The 20,085-nt window shown below is 72.4% G+C and carries 17 protein-coding genes; 6 read left to right on the top strand and 11 right to left on the bottom strand.

Annotation, left to right across the window (positions count from 1 at the left end; all coding sequences use genetic code 11):
• From AB0878_RS31310 to AB0878_RS31290, 5 genes are all read right to left on the bottom strand, one after another.
• Complete coding sequence (locus AB0878_RS31310; RefSeq protein WP_366583811.1) at positions 1-795, bottom strand: ABC transporter permease; 795 nt, start codon at positions 793-795, stop codon at positions 1-3.
• Between the two features lie 88 nt (positions 796-883).
• Positions 884-1,642: a glucose 1-dehydrogenase gene (locus tag AB0878_RS31305; protein ID WP_366583810.1), complete on the bottom strand. Its 759-nt coding sequence runs from the start codon at positions 1,640-1,642 to the stop codon at positions 884-886.
• Positions 1,642-3,144: an aldehyde dehydrogenase family protein gene (locus AB0878_RS31300; RefSeq protein WP_366583809.1), complete on the bottom strand. Its 1,503-nt coding sequence runs from the start codon at positions 3,142-3,144 to the stop codon at positions 1,642-1,644. The genes AB0878_RS31305 and AB0878_RS31300 overlap by 1 nt, the downstream gene beginning before the upstream one ends.
• A 16-nt stretch (positions 3,145-3,160) precedes the next feature.
• A complete protein-coding gene (locus tag AB0878_RS31295; RefSeq protein ID WP_366583808.1) occupies positions 3,161-4,042 on the bottom strand; it encodes a 3-oxoacyl-ACP reductase in 882 nt (293 codons plus the stop codon).
• Positions 4,039-5,127 (bottom strand): zinc-binding dehydrogenase, encoded by a 1,089-nt coding sequence (locus AB0878_RS31290; RefSeq protein WP_366583807.1) that lies wholly within the window; start codon positions 5,125-5,127, stop codon positions 4,039-4,041. Before AB0878_RS31290 ends, AB0878_RS31295 begins: the two co-directional genes overlap by 4 nt.
• Before the next feature lie 144 nt (positions 5,128-5,271).
• Here AB0878_RS31290 and AB0878_RS31285 point away from each other — a divergent pair, with 144 nt between their 5' ends.
• Together AB0878_RS31285 and AB0878_RS31280 are read left to right on the top strand one after the other, a co-directional pair.
• Positions 5,272-6,453: an acyl-CoA dehydrogenase family protein gene (locus AB0878_RS31285; RefSeq protein ID WP_366583806.1), complete on the top strand. Its 1,182-nt coding sequence runs from the start codon at positions 5,272-5,274 to the stop codon at positions 6,451-6,453.
• A gap of 10 nt (positions 6,454-6,463) precedes the next feature.
• On the top strand, positions 6,464-7,498 hold the full coding sequence (locus AB0878_RS31280) for an acyl-CoA dehydrogenase family protein (RefSeq protein WP_366583805.1): 1,035 nt from the start codon (positions 6,464-6,466) through the stop codon (positions 7,496-7,498).
• Here the strand turns inward: AB0878_RS31280 and AB0878_RS31275 are convergent.
• Positions 7,458-8,300, bottom strand: coding sequence for a sigma-70 family RNA polymerase sigma factor (locus AB0878_RS31275; RefSeq protein WP_366583804.1), 843 nt, complete (start codon positions 8,298-8,300; stop codon positions 7,458-7,460). The two genes, AB0878_RS31280 and AB0878_RS31275, sit on opposite strands and share 41 nt — an antisense overlap.
• Positions 8,301-8,383: 83 nt before the next feature.
• Between AB0878_RS31275 and AB0878_RS31270 the strand changes: the two genes are divergently transcribed.
• The gene (locus tag AB0878_RS31270) at positions 8,384-8,833 is read left to right on the top strand and encodes a carboxymuconolactone decarboxylase family protein (RefSeq protein ID WP_366583803.1); all 450 of its coding nucleotides are present in this window, start codon (positions 8,384-8,386) and stop codon (positions 8,831-8,833) included.
• Between the two features lie 4 nt (positions 8,834-8,837).
• On the opposite strand, the gene AB0878_RS31265 is transcribed toward AB0878_RS31270, so the two are convergent.
• The 3 genes from AB0878_RS31265 to AB0878_RS31255 all read right to left on the bottom strand — a co-directional run bounded on the left by AB0878_RS31265 (position 8,838) and on the right by AB0878_RS31255 (position 13,667).
• A complete protein-coding gene (locus AB0878_RS31265; protein WP_366583802.1) occupies positions 8,838-11,543 on the bottom strand; it encodes a GNAT family N-acetyltransferase in 2,706 nt (901 codons plus the stop codon).
• A 2-nt stretch (positions 11,544-11,545) separates the two neighbouring features.
• Positions 11,546-12,718, bottom strand: a complete 1,173-nt coding sequence (locus AB0878_RS31260) for an acetoin utilization protein AcuC (protein ID WP_366583801.1) — start codon at positions 12,716-12,718, stop codon at positions 11,546-11,548.
• 109 nt (positions 12,719-12,827) lie between these two features.
• Positions 12,828-13,667: a sulfurtransferase gene (locus AB0878_RS31255; RefSeq protein ID WP_366583800.1), complete on the bottom strand. Its 840-nt coding sequence runs from the start codon at positions 13,665-13,667 to the stop codon at positions 12,828-12,830.
• Between the two features lie 110 nt (positions 13,668-13,777).
• Between AB0878_RS31255 and AB0878_RS31250 the strand changes: the two genes are divergently transcribed.
• From AB0878_RS31250 to galE, 3 genes are all read left to right on the top strand, one after another.
• A complete protein-coding gene (locus AB0878_RS31250) occupies positions 13,778-14,500 on the top strand; it encodes a metal-dependent transcriptional regulator (RefSeq protein WP_304504291.1) in 723 nt (240 codons plus the stop codon).
• Positions 14,497-15,681, top strand: coding sequence for a galactokinase (gene galK / locus AB0878_RS31245; protein ID WP_366583799.1), 1,185 nt, complete (start codon positions 14,497-14,499; stop codon positions 15,679-15,681). Before AB0878_RS31250 ends, galK begins: the two co-directional genes overlap by 4 nt.
• 317 nt (positions 15,682-15,998) lie before the next feature.
• Positions 15,999-16,979 carry a UDP-glucose 4-epimerase GalE gene (gene galE, locus AB0878_RS31240; RefSeq protein ID WP_366583798.1) on the top strand — a complete coding sequence of 327 codons (981 nt, stop codon included), beginning with the start codon at positions 15,999-16,001 and terminating at the stop codon, positions 16,977-16,979.
• 705 nt (positions 16,980-17,684) lie between these two features.
• Here galE and AB0878_RS31235 read toward each other — a convergent pair.
• Together AB0878_RS31235 and AB0878_RS31230 are read right to left on the bottom strand one after the other, a co-directional pair.
• Positions 17,685-18,755, bottom strand: coding sequence for a DUF4192 domain-containing protein (locus tag AB0878_RS31235; protein ID WP_366583797.1), 1,071 nt, complete (start codon positions 18,753-18,755; stop codon positions 17,685-17,687).
• A 136-nt stretch (positions 18,756-18,891) separates the two neighbouring features.
• Complete coding sequence (locus AB0878_RS31230; protein WP_366583796.1) at positions 18,892-19,743, bottom strand: M23 family metallopeptidase; 852 nt, start codon at positions 19,741-19,743, stop codon at positions 18,892-18,894.
• Positions 19,744-20,085: the final 342 nt, after the last annotated feature.

Genomic DNA, 20,085 nt, shown 5'->3' with positions numbered 1-20,085 from the left:
TCACAGCGCCTTCGGCGGCACGATCTTGAGGTAGATCGCGGTGAGCACGACGTTGATGAGGAACAGCAACAGGAACGTGATCACCACGGCCTGGTTCACCGCGTCGCCCACGCCCTTCGGCCCGCCCGCGGGGTTCAGGCCGCGGAAGGCCGCGACCACGCCGGCGACGAAGCCGTAGAGGAACGCCTTGATCTCGCTGATCCACAGGTCCGGCACCTGGGCCAGCGCGTTGAAGCTGGCCAGGTACGCACCGGGCGTGCCGCCCTGGAGCACGACGTTGAAGAAGTAGCCGCCGAGCACCCCGACCACGCTGACCAGGCCGTTGAGCAGCACGGACACCACGATCGCGGCGAGCACGCGCGGCACGACGATGCGCTGGATCGGGTTGACGCCGAGCACTTCCATGGCGTCGATCTCTTCCCGGATCTTGCGCGCGCCGATGTCGGCACAGACCGCACTGCCGCCCGCGCCGGCCACCAGCAGCGCCGTGATCAGGGGGGCGGCTTGCTGCACGATCGCGAGCGCGCTCGCGGCACCCGTGAACGACTGCGCGCCGATCTGCGTGGTCAGCGACCCCAGCTGGAGCGCGATCACGGCCCCGAACGGGATGGCGACCAGCGCCGTCGGCAGGATCGTGACACTCGCGAAGAACCAGCACTGCTGGATCCACTCGCGGAACTGGAACGGACGCCGGAAGATCGCCCGCAGCACCTCCCAGGACAGCGTGGCGAGCCGGCCGACCTGGGTCAGCGCCGCGGTGCCCGGGAGGGTGATCGAGCCGCTCTCGCTCACCACACCTCCCAGTAGTCACCCCCGAGTCTTGTCCATACCTCCCGCCCGATTTCCGTTAGCGGTGTTCACTGCTCGCTCTCAGTCGCGTGGATCACAGCTTCAACGCGTGAGTCGCCGTAGCTCCCCCATCCGCTACGAACTCGCTCCCGGTGCAGTACGAGCTCTCGTCGCTCGCGAGGAACACCAGCAGCGGCGCGATCTCGTCGGCCCGCCCCACCCGGCCGAGCGCCACCTTCTTGCCGACCCACGACACGTCGACGTCGGCGCCGGCGGCTTCGGAAACCATCTTCGTGTCGATCATGCCGGGATGGACGGAGTTCACCCGGATGCCGTGCGCGCCCAGCTCCAGCGCGGCGACCTTGGTCATCCCGCGGATCGCGAACTTGCTCGCGGTGTAGGCGACGAGGAACGGCATGCCGGCAAGTCCCTCCACAGAGGACACGTTGACGATGGAGCCGCCACCGGCCCCGGTCATCGGTTCAACGACCGACCGCATCCCGAGAAACGCCCCGGTCTGGTTCACACGCACCACGCGTTCGTAGTCGGCCAGTGTGGTGCTCTTCAGCTCGGCGAAATGCAGGACGCCGGCGTTGTTCACGAGCACCGTCGGCGGCCCGAACTCGGCGACGGTCCGCTCGATCGCGGCCGTCCAGCCGTCCTCGTCGCCCACGTCGAGGTGCTGGAACACCGCGGCGTCGCCGAGGTCGGCGGCGAGCTGCTTGCCCTCGGCGTCGAGCACGTCGGCGATGACCACGCGGGCGCCCTCGGCCACGAACGCGCGCGCGGCCGCCGCGCCCTGGCCGCGGGCGGCGCCGGTGACGAGGGCGACGCGGCCGTCGAGCCGGCCCACTACATCAGCTCCTCGCCGAGCGGCATGAGCACGGTCTTGAGCTCGGTGTAGGCCTCGAACGCCGACAGCCCGCCCTCGCGCCCGAGACCCGACTGCTTGAACCCGCCGAAGGGCAGGTGCGGCTCGACCTGGAAGCCGTTGACGCCGATGGTGCCGGCGCGCAACCGCCGGGCCACGCGGAACGCGCGGGCGGAGTCGGCGGTGAAGAGGCCGGCGCCGAGGCCGTACTCGGTGTCGTTGGCGAGCGCGATCGCCTCCTCTTCCGAGCCGAAGGGGACGACGGCCAGGACGGGGCCGAAGATCTCTTCCTGCGCGATCGTGGCGTGGTTGTCCACGTCGGCGAAGATCGTCGGGGCCACGAAGTTGCCGCCCGCGTAGTCGCCGTCGAGCCGTTCGCCGCCGGTGACGAGCCGGCCTTCCGCCTTGCCCTTCTCGATGTAGCCGAGGACGCGTTCGAGCTGGCGGCCGTTCACGAGCGGGCACGAGATCACCGCCGGGTCGAACGGGTCGCCGTAGGTCACGGCCGCGGCCATGCCCTGCGCGGCGGCGAGGAACTCGTCGTAGACGCCGCGGTGCACCAGCGCGCGGGTGTTGGCCACGCACGCCTGGCCGGACAGGCCCATGGTGACCGCGCCCATCGTCGTCATCGCGGCGAGGCCGACGTTGGGCGCGTCGGGGAACACGATGGCAGGGCTCTTGCCGCCGAGCTCCAGCGACACGCGCTTGAGCGTGCCCGCCGACGCCTCGACGATGCGTTTGCCCACCGCGCGGCTGCCGGTGAAACTCACTTTGTCGACATCCGGGTGCGTGATGAGCCGCTCGCCCGTCGGGTCGCCGGGGCCGGTCACGAGGTTGAGCACGCCCGCGGGCAGGCCGGCCTCGGCGAGCAGCTCGACCATGCGGATCACGGCGAACGACGCGTACTCCGAAGCCTTGAGCACCACTGTGCAGCCCGCGCCGAGCGCCGGGGCCACCTTCTGCGCGAAGAGCAGGAAGGGCGCGTTCCACGGCAGGATCGCCCCGACCACGCCGATCGGCTCGCGGAAGGTCATCGCCAGGTGGTCGCCGCCCTGGTACGGCGGCAGCGTCTGGCCGCCCGCCTTGTCGACCCAGCCGGCGTGGTGGGTGAACACGTCGGCCGCGGCGGCCACCGACGTCGCGTAGATCGCGCCGAAGGACAGCGGCACGCTGTTGTCCAGGGCCTGCAGCGCGCGCAGCTCGTCGGCGTGGGCGCGCAGCAGCTCGGCGTACTTGAGCAGCACGGCGATGCGGGTGCTCGCGCGCGAGGTGCCCCACGTCGCGAACGCCGCGCGGGCGGCGGCCACGGCGTCGTCGACGTCGGCGGGACCGGCCACGGCGAACTCGCCGATCTCCTCACTCGTGGCGGGATGCAGGTGGGTCCACGTCGCGCCGTCGCGCGCGGGCGTCCACTCGCCGCCGATGAACAGCTGTCCGGCCTTGAGCCCGGCTTCGTCGCAGTGGGGTAACACGGTGAGCGTCATGAGGTCTCCCGGGAGGTCAGGGCAGGGTGAGCAGCTCGGTGGCGGCGAACATCCGCTCCGGGTCGCGGCCGGCGAAGTGCGCGCCGACCGTCTCCGCCAGCTCGGCGGGGGTCCACGTGCCGTTCGCGGTGTCGAAGCGCTGCTCGACCGACGATGGACGGAGCAGCGCGACCATTCCGCCGTGGACCACGAAAACCTGGCCGTTGACGTGCTCGGCGGCGGGCGAGGCGAGGAAGGCTACGAACGGGGCGACGTGTTCGACCGACAGCGGATCGAGGCCGGTTTCGGGCGCGTCGCCGAAAACATCGGCCGTCATCGCCGTGCGGGCGCGGGGGCAGATCGTGTTGGCGCGCACGCCGTACTTCGCGAGCCCGCGCGCGGCGGACACGGTGAGCGCGGCGATGCCGGCTTTCGCCGCGGAGTAGTTGGGCTGGCCGGGTGAGCCGACGAGGAAGGCCTCGGACGCGGTGTTGACCAGCCGTCCGTAGACCGGCTTTCCGTCCACTTTCGAGTGTTCCCGCCAATGCCGTGCGGCGGCGCGGGAGAGCAGGAAGTGGCCGCGCAGGTGGACGGCGATGACCTGGTCCCATTCGGCGTCGGTCATCGAGAACAGCATGCGGTCGCGCAGCACGCCGGCGTTGTTGACCACGATGTCGAGGCCACCGAAGTGGTCCACGGCGGCGGTGAGCAGCTCCTGCGCGGTCGCGGTTTCGGAAACGTCACCCGCCACCGCGAGCGCTTTGCCGCCGCCCGCCTCGATTTCCTCGACGGTCGCGCGGGCTTCGGTGACGTCGTTGACCACCACCGCCGCGCCTTCCCGGGCCAGCGCGAGCGCCTCGGCCCGGCCGAGCCCGGCGGCGGCCCCGGTGACGATGGCGACCTTGGCGTCGAGGCTCACGCCAGCGTCACCACCTGGCGGATCACGTCGGTGCTGCCTTCGCGCAGCAGGCCGAGGCCGTCGTTGAGATCGGCGAAGGTGAGGCGACGCGAGATCATGCCGTCGAGGTCGAGCAGGCCCGCGCGCCAGAACCTCAGCATGGTGGCGGTGTCGCGGTGCACGTGCGAAGAACCGTAGAACGAACCGAGGATCTTCTTGTCGTGCAAGAAGAGTTCCTGCGCACTGAACGACACCATCGCGTCGCCCCGCCCGGCGCCGACGACCACCACTGCACCCCCGCGGCGGGCGGCGTCCCAGCCGGCGCGGATGGTGGCGGGCGCACCGACCACGTCGAACGCGTAGTCGAACCCCTCGCCGCCGGTCAGCTCGCCCTTCAGCTGGTCGAGGTTCTCCGGCGTCACGGCGTGGGTGGCACCGAAGCGTCGGGCGACGGAATGCTTGCCCTCCACCGGATCCACGGCGACGATCGTGGCCGCGCCGGCGATGCGCGCGCCCTGGATCACGGAGATCCCGACGCCGCCGCAGCCGAAGACGACCACTGTGGAGCCCGGCTCCACCTTCGCGGTGTTGAGCACCGAGCCCACTCCGGTGAGCACACCGCACGCGATGAGTGCGGCCGTCTCGAACGGCACGTCGGCGTCGACCTTGATCGCACCCGACGAGGGCACCACGACCTCGTCGGCGAACGTGCCGAGCCCCGCGTAGCCGAACAACGGCGTGTCGCCCAGACGGAACCGCGGCGTGGTGAACGCGGCGATCGCGTGCACGGCGCAGAGGTTCGGCTGACCGCGCAGGCAGTTGGCGCACGAACCGCACGGCGGCACGAACGACACGGTGACGTGGTCACCCGGCTGCAAGCGTGTGACCGCGGAGCCGACTTCGAGGACTTCGCCCGAACCCTCGTGGCCGACGACGCCGGGCGCGAGCGCCGGCAGCGTGCCGTCCATCGCGGAGAGGTCGCTGTGGCAGATTCCCGACGCCCGCACCCGGATCCGGACCTCGTCCGGCCCCGGATCGACGGTGGTGACGTCGTCCCGCAGCTCCAGCTTGTCGTCGCCGATCGCGTTCAGTACGGCTGCTCTCACCGCGAGCCTCCTCGTCGAAGCCTGCCTTGGTGCCCCAGACTAGAATCTGTTCTCGTTTCAGGCAAGGCTCGCGACGCCTTCCTTCTTGCTGGTCCGACTGCTACAAATAGAACAAGTTCTATACAACCGGCGGCGAGGTGAGCGGTGCGGATCGACGACACGGACGCCCAGCGTGAGCTGGCGGCCCAGCTCCGGGAGTACTTCGCCGAGCTGATGACGCCGGCCCGCCGGGAGAGCCTCGCCGCGGGCGGCGGCGAGTACGGCGATGGGTTGGCATACAAGGAGATCGTGCGCCGGCTGGGCAAGGACGGGTGGCTCGCGCTGGGCTGGCCGCGGGAGTACGGCGGACAGGCGCGCTCGATGCTCGACCAGCTCGTGTTCACCGACGAGGCGGCGGCCGCGGGCGTGCCCGTGCCGTTCCTGACGGTGAACACGATCGGGCCCACCATCATGCGCTACGGCACCGAAGACCAGAAGGCGTTCTACCTGCCGCGCATCGCCGCCGGCGAGCTGCACTTCTCCATCGGCTACTCCGAACCGGGCGCGGGTACGGACCTCGCGTCGCTGCGCACGCGCGCGGTGCGCGACGGCGACGAGTACGTGATCACCGGCCAGAAGATGTGGACCAGCCTCATCGAGTACGCCGACTACGTGTGGCTCGCCGCGCGCACCGACCCGGAGGCGCCCAAGCACAAGGGCCTGTCGATGCTCGTCGTGCCGACGTCGGCGCCCGGCTTCTCCTGGACGAAGGTCCACACGGTCGCGGGCCCCGGCACCAGCGCCACCTACTACGACGGGGTGCGCGTGCCCGTGACCGCGCGCGTCGCCGACGAGAACGCGGGCTGGCCGCTGATCACCAACCAGCTCAACCACGAGCGTGTCGCACTGACCTCGGCCGCGCCGATGCGCACGGCCCTGCGCGACGTCATCGAGTGGGCGCGCACCGCCGTCACCCCCGAGGGCACGCCGCTGCTCGACGCCGAGTGGGTGCGGCTGAACCTCGCCCGCGTGCACACCCGCGCGGAGTACCTGAAGCTGCGCAACTGGCAGATCGCGTGCGCCGCGGCGCAACGCGAGCTCGGGCCGGCCGAGGCGTCGGCGACGAAGGTGTTCGGCACGGAGTCCGCGATCGAGGCCTACCGGCTGCTGATGGAGGTGCTCGGCGCGGCCGCCGTCGTCCGCAAGGGCTCGCCGGGCGCGGTGCTGGCCGGCCGCATCGAACGGCTGCACCGCTCCGCCCTCATCCTCACCTTCGGCGGCGGGACGAACGAGGTGCAGCGCGACATCGTCGCCGCGGCCGCGCTCGGCCAGCCCGTGACGCGTTAGGAGCACCGCCGTGGACTTCTCCCCCACCGAGGCGCAGCAGGACCTGGCCGCGCTGACCCGCCGCCTCCTCGCCGACCACGTGACACCGGAAACGCTGGGACCGCACGGTTCCGGGGGCTTCGACGCGCCACTGTGGACGCGGTTGGCGCAGTCGGGTGTGCTCGACGCGGCCCTGCCCGCGGCCGTCGGTGGTGGCGGGTTCGGGTTGCTGGAACAGTGCTCGGTGCTGATCGAGGTCGGCCGGGCCGTGGCGCCGCTGCCGTATCTCTCCTCCGTGGTGCAGGCGGGCTCGGTGCTGGCCGAGCTGGGCCGGCCGGAGCTGGTGGAGCGCTGGCTCCTGCCGGTGTCACGCGGTTCCGCGGTGCTGGCGGTCGCGGGCGGTTTCACCGAGACCGGCGGACGGCTCAGTGGTACGCAGACCGCGGTGCCGTTCGCGGCGTTCGCCGACGCGGTGCTGGCCGAGACTCCCGGCGGGGTTTTCCTGGTGGAACGCGACGCCCCCGGCGTCTCCATCGCCGCGCAGCAGACGATCGACCACGCCGACGCGGGCCTGGTCCGGCTCGACGACGCCCCCGGCACGCCCCTCGGCGACGTCGGCCGAGCGTTGCGGCAACGCGGCGCGGTGGGGTTGTGCGCGCAGCAGCTGGGTGTCGTCGAGCGCGCCCTGGAGCTGACGGCGGCCCACACGCGTGAACGCGAGCAGTTCGGCCACGTCCTCGGCGGTTTCCAGGCCGTACGCCAGCGGCTCGCCGACGCGTACCTCGACGTCGAAGCCGTGCGGCTCACGCTGTGGCAGGCCGCGTGGCGCCTGTCCGAAGGCCTGCCCGCCGACGCCGAGATCGCCACCGCGAAGTACTGGGCCGCCGAAGCCGGCCACCGCGTCGCCCACACCGCGGTGCACCTGCACGGCGGCGTCGGCATCGACGTCTCCCACCCGCTGCACCGCTACTTCGCGGCGGCCAAACGCCTCGAGTTCACCGGCGGCGGCGCCACCGCGCAGCTGCTCACTCTGGGCGGGCTGCTGACAGCTTCGCCGGATCGGTGACCACGGTCAGCTCCGTGATCCGCCCGTCGACGACCGTGAACGCCAGCAGCGCCACCACCGTGCCGTCCTCGTCGAGGGACACGACACCGGGGCGCCCGGCCACGAGCACGTCCCGGCCCGTGGCGGCCAGGCCGCCGGACAACCGAGCGCCGCTCGCGACCTTGGTGGCGCCGAGGACCACGACCACGCCGTCCGGGGTTTCGGAGGTGAGCCGCACGTCGGGGTCGAGCACCCGCAGCAGCCCGGTGAAGTCGCCGTCGCGAGCCGCCGCCAGGAAGGCCCGGACCACCTCGCGCTGCTCTCGTCCGGCTGAGGGCCGCTCGGATTCCCGCACCTTCCGCCGCGCGCGGCTGGCGAGCATCTTCGCCGCGGCGGTCGACTTGCCGAGGATCTGGCCGATTTCCTCGAACGGAACCGCGAACAGGTCGTGCAGCACGAACGCCAGCCGCTCCCCCGGCCCGAGCGCGTCGAGCACCACCAGCAGCGCGAGCCCGACCGAATCGGCGAGCGCGACGTCGTCCTCGGGGCTGTCGAGCGCCACCACCCCCTCCGGCAGCCGGTCGTCACCCGGCGCCTGCGGCCGGCTCTGCCGCGCGCGCAGCACGTCGAGGCTCAGGCGGCCGACGACGGTGGTGAGCCAGCCCCCGAGGTTGTCGATGGCCTCGGCGTCCTGGCGCGACAGGCGCAGCCATGCCTCCTGCACCACGTCGTCGGCGTCGGCGTGCGAACCGAGCACGCGGTAGGCCACGGCGCGCAGCCGTTCGCGCTGGGCTTCGAACGCTTCCGCGATCGGGTCGGTCATGGTCGTTACCTTCCTCGTCACTGCTCCGTCATGCGAGATGACGGGCCCGACCGGGCCGAGGTAACCGCAGAAGGAGCACGGACATGACCACCACGACGAAATCCGCGGCGAGCACCGAGGTGATGACCGCGATCGGGCACCTGAACCGCGCGATCCACGCCGGCGGGGTCGACCCGCGGCTGCTGGGGCTGGTCCACCTGCGCGTGAGCCAGATCAACAGCTGCAGCCCCTGCGTGTACGCCGGGGTCGCGGCGGCGAAGAAGCACGGGGAGACCGACGAGCGGCTGCACAACGTCGCCGCCTGGCGCGACACGCCCTTCTTCAGCGACACGGAACGCGCGGCGCTCGCGCTGGCGGAGGCCGCGACCCGCCTGCAGGACGGCGCGGCGGGCGTCACGCCCGAGATCCGCGAAGCCGCGGCCGCCCACTTCACCGCGGAGCAGCTGTCGGCGCTCACGCTGGAGATCGCGCTGACCAACTTCTTCAACCGCATCAACCGGACGAACGGGGAGCAAGCCGGCAAGACCTGGTGAGCCGTCAGTCCGACGGCGTGATGTGGCGCAACCGCCGCGGCCCGGTGTCCGGCCGGGTCGGCGGCGGGCCCAGCACCATGCGCGCGTTGGCCACGAAGGCGCCGTCGGGCGAGGCGAGGATCGGGTCGAGCGCCAGGGACCGGACCTCCGGGTTGTCCTCGGCCAGCGCGGCCACGCGCAGCACCATGTCCTGCAACGCCGCGAGGTCGGCGGGCTCGTCGCCGCGGTAGCCGGTGAGCAGGGGCGACGTGCGGGGCTCGCGGATGAGCGTGGCGGCGTCGACGTCGGTGACCGGCACCGCGCGGTAGGCGCGGTCGCCGAGCAGCGTGCTGACCAGACCCGAAAGGCCGAACGACACGAGCGTGCCGAACGACGGGTCGTCCTGCAGGCCGATCACGCACGAGATTCCCTTGGCGGCCATGCGTTGCACGTAGAGCTCGTTGTCGCCGGAGACCTCGCACAGGTCGCGGTAGGCCACGCGCACGGAGTCCTCCGAGGTGAGGTCCAGCCGCACGCCCGCCAGGTCGGGCCGGCCGCGCAGCCGCTCGTCCACGGCCTTGAGCGTGACGGGATAACCCAGCTCCGCGGCGGCCGCGACCGCACCGTCCACATCGGACACCACGCGGAACGGCACCACGTCGACGCCGTAGCAGCCGAGCAGCCGCACCACGTCGTCGTCGGACAGCATCGTTGAGTGGCCGTCGGCTTCGGCGAGCAGCTCGCGCACGATCGACTGTGCCTGCTCGACGTGCAGCCCGCCCGGGCGCACCAGTGTCCCCTGTGGACGCTGGCGCCACGCCGAATACCGCACCACGCGGGACAACGCGGTCACCGCGCGTTCCGGGCTCGGGTACGACGGGATCGAACCCCGGGTGGGCACACCGTCTTCGCTGAGCACGGCCAGCTCGTCGGGCACGCCCTCGGCCGCGAGGAACGTGGACACCACGGGTTTCGTGCGCTCGTGCTCCAGCACGGCTTCCTTCAGCGCCCGCGCGTACGCGGTGCCGGGAATGGCGACGGGCGGGGCGAACACGGCGATGAGCGCGTCGGTCTCCGGCGAATCAAGGGCTTCGCGCACGGCCGCGGCGAACGCGTCGGGCCCGGCCTGCGGGCCGATGTCCACCGGGTCGGCCGCGAGGTGCAGCCCCTGGGCCCGCGCGGTGTCGGCGGCGAGCAGCCCGATCGCGCTCGAGTTGCCGACGATCGCGATCCGCGGCCCGGCCGGCAGCGGCTGGTGCGCGAACACGAGCGCGGTGTCGAAGAGCTGCGCGAGCGACTCCACCCGCACCACGCCGGCCTGTTCGAACAGCGCCTGCACGCTCGCCTCGTCGACCTCCGCCGACGTCGCGGCCAGCTGCGGGCGCACGGCGTGGCGGCCCGACTTCACCGCGACGATCGGCTTGTTCCGCGCGAGCCGCCGCGCCAGCCGCGCGAACTTGCGCGGGTTGCCGAAGGACTCGAGGTAGAGCAGCACGAGGTCGGTCTCGGGGTCGGTTTCCCAGTACTGCAACAGATCGTTGCCCGAGACGTCCGCGCGGTTGCCGGCGGAGACGAAGGTGGACAGACCGAGGCCGCGCGAACCGGCGTCGGCCAGGATCGCCGTGCCGAGCGCGCCGGACTGGCAGAAGAACCCGGTGCGCCCACGGCGCGGCAGCTGCGGGGCGAGGGTGGCGTTGAGCCGCACGCCGGGCGCGGTGTTGAGCACGCCGAGCGCGTTCGGGCCCACCACGCGCATGCCGTGGGCGCGGGCCTCGCCGACGAGCCGCAGCTCGGCGTGCAGGCCGAGCGGGCCGGACTCGGCGAAGCCGCCGGAAACGATCACCAGCGTCTTCACGCCCTTGACGAGGCAGGCGTCGAGCACGGACTCGACGAGCTCGGCCGGAACCGCGACCAGCGCGAGGTCGACCGGGTCCGGAATGTCGAGCACCGACGCGTACGCGCGCACGCCGCGCACCGAGCGGTGCTCGGGGTTGACCGGGAAGACGGTGCCGGTGAAGTCGGCGGCGAGCAGGTTGCGGAAGGCGACGTGGCCGACCTTCGTGTGGTCGGCCGACGCGCCGATCACCGCGACCGACCGCGGGTGCAGCAGGTTGTGCACGCTGCGCGCCTCGGCCGCCTGCTCGCGCGAGCGCGCGACGGCCAGCGACTCCTCCGTCGGGTCGATGCTGAACTCCAGGTGCAGCACGCCTTCCTCGATGGCGCGGCTGACCTGGTAGCCGGCGTCGCGGAACACCCGCACCATCGGCGCGTTCTCGGCGAGGACCTCGGCGACGAACCGGCGCAGCCCGCACTCCGACGCGGCAGCGGCGAGGTGCTCCAGCAGGATCGAGCCGAGCCCGCGGCCCTGGTGCTTGTCGTCGACGACGAACGCGACCTCGGCCGAGGGGCCGCCGTCGAGCCGTTCGTAGCGCCCGACGGCCACGATGTCGTCGCCGAGCAGCGCGACGAACGCGACCCGGTCGTGGTGGTCCACAGTGGAGAACCGCTGCAGGTCGCGCGGCGGGATCCGCGGGTAGGCGCCGAAGTACCGCAGGTAGCGCGTGCGCTCGGAAAGCCTGCTGTGGAAGGCGACGAGACCGTCGGCGTCCGTGGGCACCACGGGCCGCAGGTGCACGGTGCCGCCGTCGGACAGGACGACGTCGGCCTCCCAGTCGCGGGGGTAGTCGTACGGGTCGCGCAGGCCGTTTCCGAGCGCCGGGTCTTCGGACATGGTCAGTCCCTGGGATCGTCCGGGTCGAGGCCGTGCAGCGGGAACACCGCGCGGCGGGTGTCGCGGATCGCGATGTCGACCGGGTCGTCGGCGGCGTCGCCCCACGGCTTGAACGCGGTGTCCTCGTCGTCGGTCATCGCGGGCGGGATCTCGGCGGTGGGCGCGGCCTTCGTGATCGCGGAGACCCAGCCGGGCGGCAGGGCCGTGTCCGGTGCGACGTCGCGGTCGAGCACCGTGGCGATCAGGTGCGTCCACGAGCGCGGGACCACGCGGATCAGCTGGTACCCGCCGCCGCCGACGGCGAGCCAGCGCCCGCCGCTGTAGGTCTCGGCGAGGTCGCGCATCGTCGAGTAGATCGTGCGGTGGCCGTCGACCGAGAGCGACAGGTCGGCCAGCGGATCTTCCTCGTGCGAGTCGACGCCGCACTGCGTCACGAGGATCTGCGGCTCGAACTCGGCCAGCAGCGAGGGGACGACCGCGTTGAACGCCCGCAGCCAGCCGGGGTCCTTCGTCTGCGGCGGCAGCGGGATGTTGACCGACGTGCCGGCGGCCTTGCCGTTGCCGATCTCGGCGGCGTAGCCGGTGCCGGGCCAGAGCGTGAACGGGTGCTGGTGCACGGAAACGGTGAGCACGCGCGGGTCGTCGTAGAAGGCGGTCTGGACGCCGTCGCCGTGGTGCACGTCGGTGTCGAGGTAGGCGATGCGGTCGAAACCGTGGTCGAGCAGCCAGGAGATGGCGATGGCGCAGTCGTTGTACACGCAGAAGCCGGACGCGTAGTCGCGCATCGCGTGGTGCAGCCCGCCCGCGATGTTGACCGCGCGCTTCACCTCACCGTCGGCGATCTTGCGCGCCGCGAGCAGCGTCGAGCCGACCACCAGCGCCGACGCGTCGTGCATCCCGCTGAACACCGGGTTGTCCGACGTGCCCAGCCCGTGGCCGACGTCCCAGCCGACGAGCGGCGCCTCCCGCACGGCCGCCAGGTACTCGGGCGCGTGGATGCGCAGCAGCTCCTCGTCGCCGGCCGCGGTGGGCACGAGCAGCTCGACGTCGTTCAGGACGCCGAGCTCCGTGGCCAGCCGGATCGTGAGCTCCAGGCGGACGGGGTTGAACGGATGCTCCCCGCCCAGGTCGTATCCCAGCAGCGCGGCATCCCAGACGACAGCAGGCGAGGACATGTACCGCACTGTACTGGGCTCGGCGCGCCCGAGCCGGGTTCGGCTGCGGCGCCTTGTTGTTCGGTCGCGCGGTGGTTGGGGCGCGCGGTGGTTCGGGGCTCGCGGTGGTTCAGCCGCGTTCGGGGCCGGTGGCGGCGGGGCGTTCGGGGTCGCGTGACCAGTGCGACCAGGAACCGGTGTACAGCGCCGCCGGCTCGGGGTGTCCCGCGACCTCCAGGGCGAGCACGACCGACGACGCCGTGACGCCGGAGCCGCAGTAGGCGCCGACGGGGGTGCCTTCGGTCAGGCCCAGGCCGGCGAAGCGCGCGGCCAGGTCGGCGGGCGAGCGCCAGCGGCCGTCTTCGCCCACGTGCTCGCCCGACGGCGCGCTGATCGCCCCGGGGATGTGGCCGGCGCGCGGGTCGACCGGCTCGGTCTCGCCGGTGTAGCGCGCGTGGGCGCGGGCGTCGAACAGCACGCCTTCACGGGCGCGGGCGGCGGCTTCGTCGGCCGTGAGCACCGGCATACCGCCTGGGCGCACCTCGAAGTCGCCGGGTTCGGGGGCGGGCGCGTCGGTGGTCGTCTCGCGGCCTTCCGCGAGCCACGCTGCGTAACCGCCGTCGAGCACCGCCACGTCGGTGTGCCCGGCCCACCGCAGCAGCCACCAGGCCCGCGCGGCGACGGAGCCGTCGGCGTCGTCGTACACGATCACCGGGCGCCCGGCGCTCACGCCGGCTTCGCGCAGGTCACGCTGCAGATCGGCGGGGTCGGGCAGGGGGTGGCGGCCGCCTTCGCCGGGCGGCGCGGCGAGCGCGGTGTCGAGGTCGACGAACACCGCCCCGGGCACGTGGCCCTCGCGGTAGGACTCGGCGGCGGGCGGCCCGGCCAGGCGCCAGCGGACGTCCAGCACCACGGGGCGCCGCGCCTCGGACTGGGCGGCGAGCTCGGCGGGGGTGATCAACGGTCCCATGCGTCCCATCCTGCAGGTCCGGGCGCCTCGCGCGCACCCGGGCCGGACTTTTCAGCTTGCCTGGCTTGTTATGTCGGCGCGTGCCGTCACTGTCGGGGCCAACGACTACGATGAGCTACGCGGACGAAGGGGACAGCGTGAACGATCTCATCGACACCACCGAGATGTACTTGCGTACCATCTACGAGCTCGAAGAAGAGGGTGTCGTCCCGCTGCGGGCACGGATCGCGGAACGCCTGCAGCAGAGCGGGCCGACCGTGAGCCAGACCGTGGCCAGGATGGAACGCGACGGGCTGGTGGTCGTGGCCGACGACCGGCACCTGCAGCTGACCGACCACGGTCGTGAGCTGGCCATCGCCGTCATGCGCAAGCACCGTCTCGCCGAGCGCCTCCTCGTCGACGTCATCGGGCTCGAGTGGGAGCACGTGCACACCGAGGCGTGCCGCTGGGAACACGTGATGAGCGAGGCCGTCGAGCGCAAGCTGGTCAAGCTGCTCGACCACCCGACCACCTCGCCCTACGGCAACCCGATCCCGGGCCTCGACAAGCTGGGCGATGGCGACCCCGCCCCGCCCGCCGAATCCGACCTCGTGCGCCTTGACGAGTTCGCCCGCACCGGCGGCGGCGACGTCGTGGTGCGGCGCATCGCCGAGCACGTGCAGCTCGACGAGTCGCTGCTCACCGAGCTCAAGTCCGTCGGCATCGTTCCCGGCGGCCGCGTCACGGTCGGCAAGGCCAACGGCGGCACCGTGACCATCGAGGTCACCGGCAGCGACTCCTCGGCCCAGGTCTCCACCTCGGCGCTGCACGCCGTGCTGGCGCAGGCCAGGTGAGCCCCGCCGAAGACGCCGCCGCCGCGTTCCACCGGATCCACGGCCGCGCCCCGGCCGGGGTCTGGTCCGCTCCCGGCCGGGTGAACCTGATCGGTGAGCACACCGATTACAACGACGGCTTCGTGCTGCCCTTCGCCCTCCCCCACCGTCTCGCCGTGGCGGCCACGCCGCGTGACGACGGCAAACTCAACGTCGCCACCCTCGGCGACGACGGCCAGCTCCAGTACTCCGACCTCCTCGACATCGCTTCCCTCGAACCGGGTTCGGTCGAGGGCTGGGCCGCCTACCCCGCGGGCGTCGCCTGGGTGCTGCGCGACCACGGCCACGCCGCGGGCGCCGACCTGGTCATCGCCGGCGACGTCCCCTCCGGCGCCGGCCTGTCCTCGTCCCACGCCCTCGAGTGCGCCGTCACGCTCGCGCTGCTCGGCCTCGCCGGCGTCGAGCTCGACGCCGAGCTGCCCGGCACCCCGACCCGCCCCGAGATCGCCCGCTGGGTGCAGCGCTCCGAGAACGACTTCGTCGGCGCCCCCACCGGCCTGCTGGACCAGACGGCGTCCTTGTGCTGCCAGGACTCCTGCGTGCTGTTCCTCGACGTCCGCTCGGGCGAGATGGAGCAGGTGCCCTTCCCGCTCGCCGAGGCCGGCGTCCGCGTGCTGATCATCGACACACGCACCAAGCACTCCCACGCCGAAGGCGGCTACGGCGAACGCCGCCGCGGCACCGAGCGCGCCGCCGAGCTGCTGGGCGTCAAGGCCCTGCGCGACGTCACCCTGTCCGGGCTCGACGCCGCCCTGGCCCAGCTGCCCGCCGACCTCGCGCCGCTCGTGCGCCACGTGGTCACCGAGAACCAGCGCGTGCTCGACGTCGTGGCCCTGCTCCACCAGGGCCGCCTCACCGACATCGGCCCGCACCTGGACGCCTCCCACGCCAGCATGCGCGACGACTACCGCATCTCCACCTCCGAACTCGACCTCGCCGTCGACTCCGCCCGCTCCGCCGGCGCCCTCGGCGCCCGCATGACCGGCGGCGGCTTCGGCGGCTCCGCCATCGCCCTGGTCCGCGACGCCGACCTGGAACACGTCCGCGCGGCCGTCGAGCGGGCCTTCGAAGCCGCCGGCCTTCGCCGCCCGCGCACCTTCACCGCGGTCCCTTCCCGCGGCGCTGGTCGCGACACCGTCTGACGCGGTCTCGGGTTCGGGGGCTTTCGGATTCGGGCGCCGTCGGCTTCGGGCGCCGTCGGCTTCGGGCGCTGTCGGCTGCCGTGCTGTCGGCTGCCGTGCGATTGGCTGCGGTGCTCTTTGACTGCGGCGCGATTGGCTGCGGCATTTTGGCTGTGGCACTGCCCTCGGGACTCCGGTCGCGGGGGCAGCGTCGTGTCCGGGGCCCGCGCGTTCGCCATCCGGCCGGACCGGCCGCGGCAACCCCCGGGCGGCCGGGCGCGGCGCGGTGAGGGGAGACTGTGGCGCACAGTCACCGCCCACACCAGAAAGGCCACACCGTGACGGACCCGCAGAGCCCCCTGAAACTGATCGTCACGGGTGGCGCCGGTTATGTGGGCAGCGTGTGCGCCGCGCGGCTCATCGAGGCCGGTCACCAGGTCACGGTCGTGGACGACCTGTCCACCGGGCACGCTGACGCCGTGCACCCCGACGCGCGCTTCATCGAGGGCGACGCCGCCGCCGTGGCCGCCGACGTCCTCGGCGAGGGCTTCGACGGCGTGCTGCACTTCGCCGCGAAGTCGCTCGTCGGCGAGTCGATGACGGACCCGGCGAAGTACTGGGAAGGCAACGTCGTCACCTCCCTGCGCCTGCTGGAGGCCATGAAGGCCCACGGCACGCCGCGCCTGGTGTTCTCCTCCACCGCGGCCACCTACGGCGAGCCCGAGTCGTCGCCGATCCCGGAGACCGCGCCGACGCAGCCGACCAATACCTACGGCGCGTCCAAGCTCGCGATCGACCACGCCATCACGAGTTTCGCCCGCGCCCACGGCATCGCCGCGGTGAGCCTGCGCTACTTCAACGTCGCCGGCGCCTACCACGCCTTCGGCGAGCGCCACACCACCGAAACCCACCTCATCCCCCTCGTGCTCCAGGTCGCCACCGGCGACCGCGCCCACATCTCCATCTACGGCGACGACTACCCGACGCCCGACCACACGGCTGTCCGCGACTACATCCACGTCGTCGACCTCGCCGACGCCCACCAGCTCGCACTGCGCCACGCGACGCCCGGCGAGCACCGCATCTACAACCTCGGCAGCGGCACCGGGTTCTCCGTGCTGGAGGTCGTCGAGTCCTGCCGCCGCGTGACCGGCCACCCGATCCCGGCGGAGGTCGCCCCCCGCCGCGCCGGCGACCCGTCGGTTCTCGTGGCCTCCAGCGAAAAGGCCGGCCGCGAACTCGGCTGGAAACCCGAACGCACCGACCTCGACGGCATCGTCTCCGACGCCTGGGCGTTCACGCAGTCGCGCCGCTCCTGACCGATCTCCCTTCCGGCGGGTCCGGGCTCCTGGCGAGCCTGGGCCCGCCGGACGCGTTTTCCCTGCCGGGTCACCACGTTCGCGAGTCCATACCGAGCTCCGGCACGAACATGCCCGGCGAGCTTCCGCTCCTGGTCGCCGCGACCGCCGCTCGCGGCTCCGCCTGCCGAGAGCGACGCCCATCTACCCGCCAGCGGCCCTGGTCGCGGCAGCGGGCTGCGGCAGCGGGCTGCGGCAGCAGGCCGCGGGATGCGGCCCGCCAAGCTTCGGCCCTGGTCGCAACGACCGCCGCCCACGGCTCCCCCGCCCGCGAGCAACGCCGTCGAACCATCAGTCGCCCGAGCCGCCGCTGACCGACCCGCGAGAGCGAGCCGCGGGCCGCAGGCCGCGGGCCGCGGGCCGCCAAGCTTCGGCCCTGGTCGCAACGACCACCGCCCACGGCTCCACCGCCCGCGAGCAACGCCGTCGAACCATCAGTCGCCCGAGCCGCCGCTGACCGACCCGCGAGAGCGAGCCGCAGGCCGCAGGCCGCGGGCCGCAGGCCGCGGGCCGCCACCGCCCACGGCTCCACCGCCCGCGAGCAACGCCGTCGAACCATCAGTCGCCCGAGCCGCCGCTGACCGAGCCGCGAGAGCGGGCCGCGGGCCGACCGCATCCGAGCCGCCGAGGGAGGCCGAATCCGTGGGGAACGTGGCGGCCTCACTGTCACGGCCCGAGGTCGGGCGGCGGATCGTCCACACTCAACTCCGGCAACGACAGCCCCAGGTCCACGGCGTTCGGCAGCGAAGCCAGCCCGGCGAGCCTCGCCGGGTCCGTACCGATGTTCCAGGCCGCGTGCAGGAGCTGGGCCAGGACGTGGTCGGGGCAGGCGTCCAGGGCGTTGGCCAGGGCCATACCCGCGAGAGCGCCCTCGCTTCGCATGAGGGCGGCGTAGGCGACGAGGGAGGCGGCGTCCGCGCGGTGGGGCGCGGGCAGTTCGCGCACGAGCTCCAGCCACAGGCTCATCGCGGCCACGGCGACGGGCGACTCCGGCGGGACCGCCGTGGCCAGGCAGGCGTCGCGGACCTTCGGGACGCGCAGGGCGTGGGCGAGGCGCACCGCCTGGTCGTCCGACGGCGGGCCTTCCGCCCGGCGGTGGCGGAAGAACGCCGCGCGCACCTCGGCGGCCGCCGCGAGCACGTCGTCGGGATCCCCCGGTGGGGCGGCACGGGAGAGCAGGGCACGCCGCCGCACCAAAGCCGTGGGAGACCGGGGCTCCATCAGCGCCAAGACGTCGTCGCGGCTGGGGAAGGAGACGAAGCCGGCGTTGGTGAGAGTGGCGGCCACCACCGTGTCGCGAGGATCCGGCAAGAGGCCGCCGCAGGTGGGTTCGCGGTAGCACGCCCACGGTGCCCCGGCGGCGATCTCCGGTGTCCACAGTGGATGCAGCACGGGCAGCTCGTACTCCTTGAGCGCCCGCACGAGTTCCCCGGCGAACTCGGCGTGGGGCGGCTCGCCGTCGGGACCGGCCCGGCCGCCGACGATCACCACGGTGACGCCCGTGTGATCGTCCACGCGGAACCGCGGCGCGAGCGCATCCGCTTGCTCCGCAATGAGATCACGCGGCGGCAGGTCCGCGCGCAGGATCAGGCCGATCCGCGTGCCGGGCGGGCGGTGCCCGAGCAACACGACGGATTCGGCCGGTTTGAAGCCGAGCAGGTACGGGAGCGCCGCGATGAGCTGCGCCGGGTCGGTGAGCAGGACCCGGGCCGTGCCGGGTGGGGTCGAGGTGGTCACGCACTCCACTGTGCGGCGGAAAACCGGCTGCGGAAGGTCGTCACCGAAAACTGTGGACAGCTGCAGGCGGTTGTGGAAAACCCGGCCCAGCCGCGCGGGCCGGACCGGGTTCGTGTCGGTGCCGTGTGCTAGGCGCTCAGCCGCAGTGCTCGAACGCGCTCGTGTAGGTGTCCGAACCCACCGAACCGCCCCACTTCACGCAGGTGGCGCCCGCGGTCTTCTTCACCGGCCCCGCGTAGTAGGTGAAGTTGCCGGAGTCGGTCGTGCGCGCCTGGCCCTGCACTTCGAGGAACGCCGACGTCGGGCTCGCGGTCCCCAGCGAAACCGCCTTGAGCGTCGTCACGCAGTTGGCCTTCGTCGACGCGTTGTACAGCAGGTACGCGGTGCCGGACGAGCCCAGCCCCTGCTGGTCGATCACCGAGAACCCGGACCCGCACACCTCCGTGGCGGAGTAGGGGTTGCCGCCGCAGTTGTTCTTGCTCGTGAAGTCCTTCTTGCCGTAGTAGACGGCCGCGACACCGTTGAGCACGGCCTTTTGCGTTACGCCGTTGAGGTTCTCCTCGAAGTGCAGGTGCGGTCCCGTCACGCCGCCGGTCGCGCCCGCCTTGCCGATTTCGGCGCCCCCGCTCACCTTCTGGCCCACTGAGACCTCTTGCGCGGACAGGTGTGCGTAGCGGGTCCGCCAGCCGCCGCCGTGGTCGAGCTCGATCCAGCGGCCGTAGCTGGTGCTGCCCTCGTTCTCGACGCGCGTGACCGTGCCGGCCACCGACGCGACCACGGGCATCCCGGTGATGCCCGACTTCTGGAAGTCGACTGAGTTGGCGGGGTTGTGCCCGCTGAACGTCGCGGCCGTCACGGTGACCCCGCACTTGAACGGCACCTGGAAGTTCGGCGCGGCGGACGCGGGCGCCTGGGCGGCGAACGTGAGACCGAGCGCGGGCAACACCGCGGCAGCGGCGAACACGGCGAGCCGTCGCAACCTGGACATGGTGCGTACCTCCTGTTTCGCGTGGATGACGGGAACCAGGAAAGCGGCGCGAAGTACATTTTGCGTACATGCCGGGCAAACCACCTGGTAGCACCCGGTGTCCCGACGGCGAACAGCGCCACGGCAGCGGCATTGTCATGATCAGACAATGCGGTCATCGGCGCCGTAACGGAACATCCGCGCCCGCAGACTTCCGTCGATGAATGAACCACCATTCCCGAGCCGGAAAAGAGCGAGCTCACGAAGGCAGCGACGAGAATCGCCCTCGCTTTCTTCTGCGTCGCCCTGGCGACGGCAGGCTGCGGCGCCGGCCCGGCCGGGGCCTGGTGGAGCCCGGCGCTC

Origin of the sequence: Amycolatopsis sp. NPDC047767 (assembly GCF_040704195.1) — a bacterium.
In the GTDB taxonomy this organism is placed as follows: domain Bacteria; phylum Actinomycetota; class Actinomycetes; order Mycobacteriales; family Pseudonocardiaceae; genus Amycolatopsis.
The sequence above is the reverse complement of the archived record's forward strand: the minus strand, read 5'-3'. Positions and strand labels throughout refer to the sequence as shown.